The sequence below is a fragment of the Mitsuaria sp. TWR114 genome, from assembly GCF_007997345.1.
Genome location: NZ_VOSR01000296.1, coordinates 1 through 11,034 on the forward strand (window position 1 = coordinate 1; position 11,034 = coordinate 11,034).

10 protein-coding genes and 1 pseudogene are annotated in these 11,034 nt (G+C 68.0%); 9 read left to right on the plus strand and 2 right to left on the minus strand.

Annotation, left to right across the window (positions count from 1 at the left end; translation table 11 throughout):
* The 6 genes and pseudogenes from fusA to FUT87_RS12270 all read left to right on the plus strand — a co-directional run.
* A pseudogene (gene fusA, locus FUT87_RS12245) lies at positions 1–2,007 on the plus strand (elongation factor G); the annotation flags it as partial.
* Between the two features lie 104 nt (positions 2,008–2,111).
* Positions 2,112–2,711, plus strand: coding sequence for a hypothetical protein (locus tag FUT87_RS12250; protein WP_255511789.1), 600 nt, complete (start codon positions 2,112–2,114; stop codon positions 2,709–2,711).
* Positions 2,712–3,050: 339 nt separating this feature from the next.
* A complete protein-coding gene (locus tag FUT87_RS12255) occupies positions 3,051–3,236 on the plus strand; it encodes a hypothetical protein (RefSeq protein WP_141225176.1) in 186 nt (61 codons plus the stop codon).
* 64 nt (positions 3,237–3,300) lie between these two features.
* The gene (locus tag FUT87_RS12260; RefSeq protein WP_091719730.1) at positions 3,301–3,552 is read left to right on the plus strand and encodes a hypothetical protein; all 252 of its coding nucleotides are present in this window, start codon (positions 3,301–3,303) and stop codon (positions 3,550–3,552) included.
* Positions 3,553–3,762: 210 nt separating this feature from the next.
* Complete coding sequence (locus FUT87_RS12265; protein ID WP_254783146.1) at positions 3,763–4,575, plus strand: HDOD domain-containing protein; 813 nt, start codon at positions 3,763–3,765, stop codon at positions 4,573–4,575.
* 112 nt (positions 4,576–4,687) lie between these two features.
* A complete protein-coding gene (locus FUT87_RS12270) occupies positions 4,688–5,299 on the plus strand; it encodes a methyltransferase domain-containing protein (protein ID WP_147241191.1) in 612 nt (203 codons plus the stop codon).
* 15 nt (positions 5,300–5,314) lie between these two features.
* Here the strand turns inward: FUT87_RS12270 and FUT87_RS12275 are convergent, their stop codons facing one another.
* Positions 5,315–5,797 (minus strand): Lrp/AsnC family transcriptional regulator, encoded by a 483-nt coding sequence (locus FUT87_RS12275; RefSeq protein ID WP_091724875.1) that lies wholly within the window; start codon positions 5,795–5,797, stop codon positions 5,315–5,317.
* 137 nt (positions 5,798–5,934) lie between these two features.
* On the opposite strand from FUT87_RS12275, the gene hppD reads away from it, so the two are divergent.
* Entirely contained in the window at positions 5,935–7,059 is a 1,125-nt protein-coding gene (gene hppD / locus FUT87_RS12280; RefSeq protein ID WP_147241192.1) for a 4-hydroxyphenylpyruvate dioxygenase, read from the plus strand.
* Between the two features lie 57 nt (positions 7,060–7,116).
* Here hppD and FUT87_RS12285 read toward each other — a convergent pair whose 3' ends face one another.
* The gene (locus FUT87_RS12285) at positions 7,117–8,064 is read right to left on the minus strand and encodes a triacylglycerol lipase (RefSeq protein ID WP_147241193.1); all 948 of its coding nucleotides are present in this window, start codon (positions 8,062–8,064) and stop codon (positions 7,117–7,119) included.
* A 225-nt stretch (positions 8,065–8,289) separates the two neighbouring features.
* On the opposite strand from FUT87_RS12285, the gene FUT87_RS12290 reads away from it, so the two are divergent.
* Together FUT87_RS12290 and FUT87_RS12295 are read left to right on the plus strand one after the other, a co-directional pair.
* A complete protein-coding gene (locus FUT87_RS12290) occupies positions 8,290–10,020 on the plus strand; it encodes a long-chain-fatty-acid--CoA ligase (protein ID WP_147241194.1) in 1,731 nt (576 codons plus the stop codon).
* A complete protein-coding gene (locus FUT87_RS12295) occupies positions 10,020–10,991 on the plus strand; it encodes an MBL fold metallo-hydrolase (protein ID WP_147241195.1) in 972 nt (323 codons plus the stop codon). The genes FUT87_RS12290 and FUT87_RS12295 overlap by 1 nt, the downstream gene beginning before the upstream one ends.
* Positions 10,992–11,034 lie beyond the last annotated feature (43 nt).

Here is an 11,034-nt window from a genome sequence, read left to right on the forward strand (position 1 = left end):
CGCCGGCAAGACCTCGCTGGCCGAGGCCCTGCTGCTGAAGGCCGGCGCAATCAAGAGCGCCGGCAGCATCGAGAAAGGCAGCACCGTCAGCGACCACGACCCGCTGGAGAAACGGATGCAGCACTCGCTGCAGGCGGCCCAGATGCACCTGCTGCACAACGGCCTGCGCGTCCACCTGCTCGACACCCCGGGCGCGCCCGACTTCATCGGCCAGGCGCTGCCCGCGCTGGAGGCCGTCGAGTCGGTGGCGATCGTCGTCAACGCGCAGAACGGCCTGGAGCTGATGGTCAAGCGGATGATGGAGGCCGCCGCCGGCCGCGGGCTCACGCGGCTCATCGTCGTCAACAGGATCGACGCGCCCGGCGTCGATGCGCAGGCGCTGCTGGGCCAGTTGCAGGAGGCCTTCGGGCGCGAGTGCCTGCCGCTGAACCTGCCGGCCGCGGGCGGCACGCGCGTCCAGGACTGCTTCTTCGGCTGCAGCGGCGACAGCGACTTCGGCTCCGTCGAGGCCGCCCACCGGGCGCTGGTGGAGCAGGTGGTGGAGGTCGATCCGGACTTCGTCGACCGCTACCTCAATGACGGCGACGTGCCGGCGACCGAGCTCCACGCGCCGCTGGAGCAGGCCTTCCGCGAGGGCCACCTGATCCCCGTGTGCTTCGTCTCCGCCCGCACGGGCGCCGGCGTGGCGGAACTGCTCGACGTCATCGAGAAGCTGCTGCCCAACCCCTACGAGGCCAATCCGCCGCAGTTCCTGCGCCGCGAGGGCGAGGAGGCCGAGCCGCTGGTCATCACCATGGATCCGGCCCGGCACGTGGTGGCGCACGTCTTCAAGATCCAGTCCGACCCCTACCTCGGCAAGCTGGCGATGCTGCGCGTCCATCAGGGCACGCTGCGCAGGAACGCCCAGCTTTACGTCGGGCATGCCCGCAAGGCGGTGCGGGTGGCGCATCTGTTCATGCTCCAGGGCAAGGAGCATGTGGAGATCGAGCAGGCGCTGCCCGGCGACCTGTGCGCGCTGGCCAAGCTCGAGGAGCTGCATTACGACGCGGTGCTGCACGACGCGCCGGAGGACGAGCACCTGCACCTGGCGCCGGTGGCGCTGCCGACGCCAGTGCATGGCATCGCGATCCGGCCCAGCCGCCATGGGGACGAGCAGCGGCTGTGGGAGGTGCTGTCGCGCCTGGTCGAGGAGGACCCCTGCCTGCGCCTGGAACGCGGCGGCGACCAGGACGGCCTGGGCGCGCAGGGCGGCGAGACGCTGGTCTACGGGCTGGGGGAACTCCACCTGCGCGTGCTGCTGGAGCGGCTCAAGGAGATCTACAAGTTCGACGTCCAGACCCAGCCGCCACGGATCGCCTACCGGGAAACGATCTCGGCCAAGGCCGAGGGGCATTACCGGCACAAGAAACAGACCGGCGGCGCCGGCCAGTTCGGCGAGGTCTGGCTGCGCATCGAGCCGCTGGCGCGCGGCGCGGCTTCGAGTTCCGCGACGAGGTCAAGGGCGGCACCATCCCCGGCCAGTTCATGCCGGCCGTCGAGAAGGGGGTGCGCCAGGCCCTCGCCCAGGGGGTGGTGGCCGGCTACCCGGTGGTGGACCTGCGCGTGACGGTCTTCGACGGGAAGCACCATTCGGTGGACTCCAAGGAAATCGCCTTCATCACCGCCGGCAAGAAGGCGCTGATCGCCGCGGTGCGCGAGGCGCGCCCGGTGGTGCTGGAGCCGATCGTGCAGGTCGAGATCAGCGCCCCGGAACACGCCACCGGCGACATCACCGGCGACCTGGCGTCCCGGCGGGGCCAGGTGCTGGGCACCCGCGCCAGCGTGCCGGGGCAGATCGGCGTCGAGGGACTGGCGCCGCTGGCGGAGCTCAGCGCCTACCAGAACCGCCTCAATGCGATGACCAGCGGGCAGGGGCGCTACACGATGGTGCTGTCCCATTACGAGCCGGTGCCCCCCAACACGCAGGCCCAGTTGGCGGCGGGCTACCACCTGAAGGACGAGGAGTAGTCCCTCTTCCGCCGGGGATCGTCGCGGCGCCGATCCCCTGCGACGCGGGGGCCGGCCGGAGGGGGCGGGCCAGGCGTTTGTGAACGAAGCTTTATCATTGCGGGATGTGTTCCGCCCCCCGCGATGTCGCGCAGATCCGCCTGGACAACGCGATGCGCTTGTTCGACGAGTTCGTCGCCGCGACGATCAAGCATCCCGATGCCGCCGCCCTGCGCGGCCTGGAGCGCCGCTTTGCCGAGCGCCTGCAGATCCAGCCCAGCTACTGGAGCCAAATCAAGAGCCGTTCGCGCCAGATCGGCGAGCGGCTGGCCCGCCAGTTCGAGCAGCTCAGCCACAAGCCCAACGGCTGGATGGACCAGGAACACGGGGCGCCGGGCACCGCCGCCGCAGGCTCGGGCGGTATCTCCCAGAGCAACGGGGCTTTATCAAGCGCGCACCGGCCGGCCGCAGCGGACAACTCCCCCAGCCTGCCGCAGGACGATGACGAGCGCTTCATCGTCGGCCTGGTGCTGACCTATTACCGCCGCCATCCGCAGCGGGCCCGCACCCGGCTGCTCGACCTCCTGGGCGAGGTGCTGACCCCGCCCGCGCCGAATGCGCCGCCCGCGCCCGCACCGCGGGCAGTCGCGCCGGCGACCTCCGACGTCGACGATTGGCGCAAGCTGCAGCAGAGCATCGCGCCGCTGAAGCCGAAGAAGCGCTGAGCGCGCGCCCGGCGGCGTCGCGCCGGCAATCCTTTCGACGTCCCTCGCCCCTTCCGTTCCGCCTTCCGTCCCGCCTGGTCCTCGGCCCTCGGCGTGCGTAGGTGCGCGCCTGCGCGCGTAACCGTTGCCACCCCGCCGCCGAGGCGCTGGCTCCCGGCGCGCGTCGTCCCGTCGCCGAGGGACAACGCCAGATAAAAACCGCTTGCGCTTGATAATCAGATGTTTATCATCTGCGCAACTTTGGAGCCCCCGCCGCAACGGCCGCGCAGTTGGCGCCCGTCCCGGGACCGAGGCGCTCCCTTTTCCCTTCCGTCCCGTCCGTCATCACAGGAGGCTGCCATGGCCCAGTTCATCACTCCCCGTCCGCGTCTCGCAATGACACCGCGCAAGCCGCGCAATCCCTTCGTGGCCCTGAGCCACGGCCGTTCAGCGGGCCGTCACGGCCCCACCGCCGGCGGTCGACGCCAGCAGGAACAGCAAGCCCTGAAGCGCGCGCTTCAGCGGCACGACGACTTCAGCCCTTGAACGGGCCGCCTCCGACGGACCGGGACGTCTTCCCGGTCGGCGCAGGCGCCCAGGGAGACAAGACATGCAAGAGATCACCTTGATGCCGGGCCGCATGCATGGCCTGGCCCGCCAGCAGACCCTGCGGGGCTGGCTGGCGATCCTGCTGCTGGGCGCCGGCGGGCGCCTGATCAGCTGGGCGTGGCAGGTCGCTCCGGCGCCCCGCCGCGATGAACCGGCCACCGGGCTGGAGTTCCACGGCGACGCCGACGGCGCCGGCCGGCTCTACGTCGACGGCCAACTGCAGGGCACCCTCGCGGGTGTGCAACGGCTGTGATGCCGGTCTGGCTCGCGGTCGCCGTGGCCGCGGTGGGGATCAAGCTCGCGGGCGCCGAGCCGATATACGATGAACGATCACCGTGTATCGCCGCCCGCGCGGCGACCTCGCTTCATGACCCAGAGCGTTCCGCCCGCTGCCTCTGCCCCGTCCGGGAGCGGAGCGGGGAATCCGCCGGTTCCCCCGCCGTTCCAGCCGCTGACCCGGCCCTTGCCGGACCTGGCGGCGTGGACGGCGCACCTGCGCGGCATGGAGATTCCGGTGCTGGCCAGCACGGCCGAGCAACTGGAGATCTGGCGTGCCAATGAGGACGCGGTCGACGCGCACCTGCTCGGCGAGATCCTGAGCAAGGATCCGCTGATGACGCTCAAACTGCTGGCGCATGCCGCGTCGCAGCGCTCCAGCCGGCTGCTGACCGACACCGAGACGGTCACCGCCGCGCTGGTGCTGATGGGCATCACCCCCTTCTTCAAGGCCTTCGGCGCGCAGCCGACGGTCGAGCAGCGCCTGGCCTCGCGCCCGGACGCGCTGGCCGGCGTGCAGCGCGTGCTGCATCGCGCCGAGCGCGCCGCGCGCTTCGCGCTGGGCTTCGCGGCGCACCGCGCGGATCCCGATGCCGCGGTCATCCACAGCGCCGCGCTGCTGCACGATTTCTCCGAGATGCTGCTGTGGTGCGAGGCTCCCGACCTCGCGCTCGAGATCCAACGCCGCCAGCAGGCCGATCCCGCGCTGCGCAGCGTCGCGGCGCAGCGCGCGGTGCTCAACATCGAGCTCGGCGACCTGGAACAGGCGCTGATGCGCAGCTGGCACCTGCCGGAGCTGCTCGCCCACATCGTCGACGACAAGAAGGCCAACGATCCGCAGGTCCGCAGCGTGACGCTGGCGGTGCGGCTGGCGCGGCATACCGCCCAGAGCTGGGAGAACCCTGCCGTGCCCGACGACCTGATCGAGATCGGCGCGCTGATGAACCTCTCGCCCGCCCATACGCTCAAGCTGGTCCACGAGGTCGACGGGGTGCTCTGAACCGCGGGGCGGCGGCGGATCGCCGCGACGCCATCGCATGGGCGCTGCATCGGCGCCGCATCGGCGTTACGCTGCGCGCTCCGACAGCATGCGACCGACGCGAGGAGACACCATGGCCGGCCCCGACCGCGAGTTCTGGCAACAACGTTTCGAGACCGGGCAGACCGGCTGGGACCGCGGCGCGCCGCATCCCCAGCTGGCCGCGTGGTTGGCGGACGGGCTGTTGCCCACCGGCGCCCGCATCGTCGTGCCGGGCTGCGGTCGCGGCCATGAGCTGTCGGTGCTGGCTCGCGCGGGATTGGACGTGATCGGGCTGGACTACACGCCGGCGGCGGTGGAGATCGCCCGGGCCGCGCTCAAGGAGGCCGGCGTGCCGGGGCGCGTCGAGCAGGCCGACGTGCTGGCCTGGCGGCCCGATCATCCGGTGGACTTGATCTACGAGCAGACCTGCCTCTGCGCGCTGCATCCCGACCAGTGGACCGGTTATGCCGAGCAGCTGCAGCGCTGGCTCAAACCCGGCGGCCGACTGCTCTCCCTGTTCATGCAGGCGCGCCGCGACGAGTCCGAGCACGGCCAGGTCATCGGCCCGCCCTACCACTGCGACATCAATGCGATGCGGGCGCTGTTCCCGCTGGCCTTGTGGAAATGGCCGGCGCCGCCCTACACGCAGCGCCCGCACGAGCGGGGCTGGTTCGAACTCGCGGTGGTGCTGGAACGGCGCTGAGCGGCGCCGCTACCTTCATACCGGCAGCGCCGTCGTGTCCTTCAGCCGATCCAGCACGAAGCTGGTCTTGCAGTCCTGCACGCTCGGGTGGCGCAGCAGCGTGTCGCTGATGAAGCGGGCGTAGTGGCTCATGTCCTCGACCAGCACCCGCAGCAGGTAGTCCATCTCCCCCGTCAGGGCGGCGCATTCCACCACTTCGGGCCAGGTCTGGACCGCCGCGCGGAACAAGTCCATCGGCGTGCGCTTGTGGCTTTCGGTGTGCTTCTCCAGGCGCACGTTGATGTAGGCGGTCAGGCCGAGGCCCACCCGCTCCGGGCTCACCAGCGCCACGTAGGCGGTGATCACGCCGCCTTCCTCGAGCCGCCTCACCCGCCGCAGCACCGCCGACGAGGACAGGTTCACCTGCGCCGCCAGCGCGTCGTAGGTCATGCGGCCGTCGGCCTGGAGGGCGTGGAGGATGCGTCGGTCGATCGCATCGAGCTCGATCTGCTTGTCCATCCCGCGATTCTTGCAGGATTCCTGCGCTACCCCTCTTTCGGGCGCCATGGATCGCAGAAATCCTGCGCCCCCCTCCCCCTACAGTGACGCCATCGCATTCCTGACCAGATCCCCTTGACGGGGTAGCGGAGACAAGCATGGCATTCACCCCCTGGGACAACCCGATGGGCACCGACGGCTTCGAGTTCATCGAGTTCGCCGCGCCCGACCCCGCGGCGCTGGGCGCGCTGTTCACCTCGATGGGCTTCGTCGCCGTCGCCCGCCATCGCCACAAGGATGTGACGCTGTACCGCCAGGGCGACGTCAACTTCATCATCAACGCCGAGAAGGACGCCTTCGCCCAGCGCTTCGCGCGCCTGCATGGACCGTCGATCTGCGCGATCGCGTTCCGCGTCAAGGATGCGGCCTTCGCCTACCGCCGCGCGCTGGAACTCGGCGCCTGGGGCTTCGACAACAAGGCCGGCCCGATGGAGCTGAACATTCCGGCGATCAAGGGCATCGGCGACTCGCTGATCTACTTCGTCGACCGCTGGCAAGGCAAGAACGGCGCGGCGCCCGGCGAGATCGGCAACATCAGCATCTACGACGTCGATTTCGTGCCGCTGCTCGATGCCGAGGGCAAGCCGGTGCAGTCCACGCCCAAGGGCCATGGCCTGACCTACATCGATCACCTGACCCACAACGTGTTCCGCGGACGGATGAAGGAATGGGCCGAGTTCTACGAGCGCCTGTTCAATTTCCGCGAGGTCCGCTACTTCGACATCGAGGGCAAGCTGACCGGCCTGAAGTCCAAGGCGATGACCAGTCCCTGCGGAAAGATCCGCATCCCGATCAACGAGAGCAGCGACGACAAGAGCCAGATCGCCGAGTACCTGGACCTGTACCACGGCGAGGGCATCCAGCACGTGGCGCTGGGTACCGACGACATCTATCGCACCGTCGAAGGCATGAAGGGCACGGGCGTGGTCTTCCAGGACACGATCGACACCTACTACGACCTGGTGACCAAGCGCCTGCCCGAGCACAACGAGGACCTGGAGGAACTGCGCCGCCTGCGCATCCTGATCGACGGCGCCGCGCACCAGGGCGCGCCGCACGAGCTGCTGCTGCAGATCTTCACCAAGGAAGTGATCGGCCCGATCTTCTTCGAGATCATCCAGCGCAAGGGCAACGAAGGCTTCGGCGAGGGCAACTTCAAGGCCCTGTTCGAAAGCATCGAGCTCGACCAGATCCGCCGTGGCGTGCTCAAGGCGGACGCTTGATGGTCCGGGATGTCGGCCGGCCTCGCCGCGCTGACTTTCCACTGACGCGATCCTGATTCAACCCGCCCGGCTCACCCGCTGGGCGGTGTTCATTTGGGCCGGCTCATCGAGCAGGGCCAGCGCCCGCTCGAAGGCCTGCGGCTCGAACACGAGCTGCAGGTGGCCACGCGCCGGCAGGTGCAGCACGCGGGCCCCGGGCAGCACCGCCGTCTCCGCCGGGAAGACGATCTGGTCGCAATGGCCGTAGAGGCAATCGAAATGGCTCGCGACCTGCGGCGGCTCCTGGCGCGCGAGTTCGTTCAGCCATTCCGAATCGCCGCGCATCTGGCGGGCGTTCTCGGTGGTGCCCAGCTTCGCCAGCAGCGTGCCGTGATGCGGCGTGCCCAGCGTCAGGATGCGATGGATGCGCTCGAAGGGGTGCCCCTGGCTGCGCCACCAGGCGCGAGCGCTCAATCCCCCCATGCTGTGGGCGACGATGAGCGGCGCCAGGCCGGTCCGGTCATGGAGCGCGCGCATGGCGGCGTCGACCTGCGGCGCGTAGCGGTCGATCGAACCGAAGGCCGGCTCCTGGGTGAGCGCGATGAACGGCGTCCCGCGCGCCCGCAGGGCCTTCATCCATCCGTTCCACAGGCCGCGGTTGCAGCTGTAGCCGTGCAGGAACACGACGCCGCGGCGGCCGCGCGCCTGCCCTGGCGGCGGCAGGAAGTCGGGCTCGCGATGTTCGGCCCAGGGCTGCTGCCAATTGAACACCCTCGTGACCACGACGACCTCGCGCCACCAGGCCTGCAGCAGGTCGCCCAGCGGCGCGGTCGGCAGCCCCGGCGCCGGCGGGACGAAGCGCAACACCAGGAAGTGGGGGAGCATCGCCAGGGGCGGCCCCGCCACGAAAAGCGCGAGCAGCGCCAGCCCCACCCAAGGCCCCCAGTGACTGCCGGCCCACAGGCTCAACAGCGGTCCAACGATCCAACGAAACAACGAGGTGAGGCGCTGCAGCCTGCCGTTCATCCGGGCTCCCGATCAAAACGACGAGTGTAGGCGCAGGCTGGACCAGGGCTTCGCTTCGGAAAACTCTGCGCGTGGACGGGTCTGGCCAAGGAATGGCGACCGCTTGTCCCTCACGTGACGAGGTGGCCTAGGGCATCCCCGCTACGACGCCTTCGCGCCAGCGGCCAGCATGGACAGTTCCTCAGGGCGCGCCCCTCCGACACATCAAGAACGCGACGAGGAGACATGACTGCAACCACCGCACCGACCGCCGCGACGCCGGCGACCGCCCCACCGGCCGCGAAGCCCTGGCTGAAGAACTACCCACCGGGCGTCCCTGCGGAGATCCCGGTCGACGTCTATCCCTCGTTGGTGGCCCTCCTCGAGGAGGCATTCCGCAAGCATGCGCGCCGCGACGCGGCCGCCTGCATGGACCAGCGCCTGAGCTTCGCGCAGGTCGACGAGCTGTCCGCGGCGCTGGGCGCCTGGCTGCAGCAGCGCGGCCTGGTCCGCGGTGCGCGCGTGGCGATCATGATGCCCAACGTCCTGCAGTACATGGTGACCATCGCGGCCATCCTGCGGGCCGGCTTCGTCGTGGTGAACGTGAACCCGCTGTACACGCCGCGCGAGCTGGAACACCAGCTCAAGGACTCCGGCGCCGAGGCGATCATCGTGCTCGAGAACTTCGCCAAGACGCTCTCGGAGGTCATCGACCGTACGCAGGTGAAGCATGTGGTGTTGACCGGCCTGGGCGACATGCTGGGCTGGTGGCGTGGCCCGCTGATCAACTTTGCGGTCCGGCACGTGAAAAAGATGGTGCCGGAATTCCGCCTGCCCTTGACCGGCGGGCGCAGCGTCTCCCGCTTCAATCAGGCGCTGGCGCAGGGCGCGGCCATGTCGCTGAAGTCGGTGCAGGTCGGCCCGGACGACCCCGCCTTCCTCCAATACACCGGCGGCACGACGGGCCTGTCAAAGGGCGCGACCCTGCTGCACCGGAACATCGTCGCCAACATCCTGCAGAGCGAAGCCTGGTTCGCGCCGATGCTGAACAAGCTCGGCGACAAACCCCTGACCATCGTCTGCGCGCTGCCGCTGTATCACATCTTCGCGCTCACGGCCTGCTACATGCTAGGCGCGCGGATGGGGATCATGAATCTGCTGATTCCGAATCCCCGCGACATTCCGGGGCTCATCGCGACGCTGCGCAATTACCGCGTGAACATGTTCCCCGCGGTCAATACCTTGTTCAATGCGCTGGCCAATGATCCCGCATTCGCCAAGCTCGATTTCAGCGAGCTGGTGATCTCGAATGGCGGCGGCATGGCGGTGCAGCAGGCCACTGCGGAGAAATGGGCGCGCATCACCGGCTGTCCCGTCGTCGAAGGCTATGGGCTTTCCGAGACCTCTCCGGTGGCGACGGTGAATCGCCTCGACCTGGCCCAGTTCAATGGATCGATCGGCCTGCCTGTGCCCAACACCGAGATCGCAATCCGCGACGACAACGGCAAGGACCTGCCAATCGGCGAGCGCGGCGAGATCTGCATCCGAGGTCCGCAGGTCATGGCCGGCTATTGGAATCGTCCCGAAGAAACCGCGCAGGCGATTGGACCGGATGGATTCTTCAAGACCGGGGACATCGGCGTGATGGATGCGGAGGGATTCACCCGCATCGTCGATCGCAAGAAGGACATGATTCTGGTCAGCGGCTTCAACGTGTATCCCACCGAGATCGAACAGGTTGTGAACCTGCATCCCGGCGTGCTCGAGTGCGCGGCGATCGGCGTTCCGGATCAGCACTCCGGCGAGGCGGTGAAGCTGTTCGTCATCAAGAAGGATCCAGCGCTCGCCGAAGAAGACCTCGCCGCCTATTGCCACAAGCAGTTGACGGGCTACAAGCGGCCGAAGTACATCGAATTCCGCGATGAGCTGCCCAAGACCAACGTCGGCAAGATCTTGCGACGCGAACTGCGGCAGTGATGGGCGCCTCGCGCGGTGACGGCCGCAGCGCTGCCGTATTGCCGTCGGGTGTCACCGTCCTGGAGCGGGGTTGGCTCTCGTCCAACAACGTCGTGCTTCATGGCGCATCCCCGGAGGAGGGCGCGGTCCTTGTCGACACCGGCTACGCCAGCCATGCAGAGCAGACCCTCGCTTTACTCGATGCCAGCTTGCTGCCGGCTGAGTCGCTTCGCCTGATCGTCAATACGCATCTCCATTCCGACCATTGCGGAGGGAATGCGTTGATCGCTCAGCGGCATGGGTGTTCCATCCTCATTCCTCCGGGCGAATACACGGCGATTTCGACTTGGGACGAGACGGCGCTGAGTTATCGCTCGACCGGCCAGCGCTGCGATCGGTTCACGCCAGCGGGAAAGCTCACGCCCGGCCAAGTGCTTCGTCAAGGAGGAAGGGATTGGCATGTCCATGCCGCGCCGGGGCACGATCCGCACTCGGTGATCCTGCATGAACCGTCCAGCGGGACGCTGCTGTCCGCAGATGCGCTGTGGGAACGGGGCTTCGGAATTGTCTTTCCGGAACTCGATGGCGAAGACGCTTTCGAGGAAGTGGCTGCCACACTCGACATCATCGAACGGTTGAAACCCGAAATCATCATTCCCGGTCACGGGGCGCCATTTAAAGACATCGCCAAGGCCATCGGAATTGCACGCGAGCGCTTGGACTACTTTCGACGGGAACCTGAGCGTCATGCGGTCCACGCGGTGAAGGCTCTCACTGCGTTTCATATGCTTGAGGTGGTTCACAGTACCCGTGAGGCGTTGCTGGCCTGGCTGGCGTCAACGCCTATCTTTGTGAGTACTTGGCGACGATTCTTTTCCGACCGGGACCTGCTCGATTGGTCCAATGAATTGGTAGACCAGCTGATCGCTGCAAAGATCCTCGGAGCTTCGACCGAAAACGGCTCAGTGATGCTGCAAATCCCTAAGGCATGAGCGCCGAAAGCAGCGAGATACTTTGCGACGTCCCAAAGCAAAA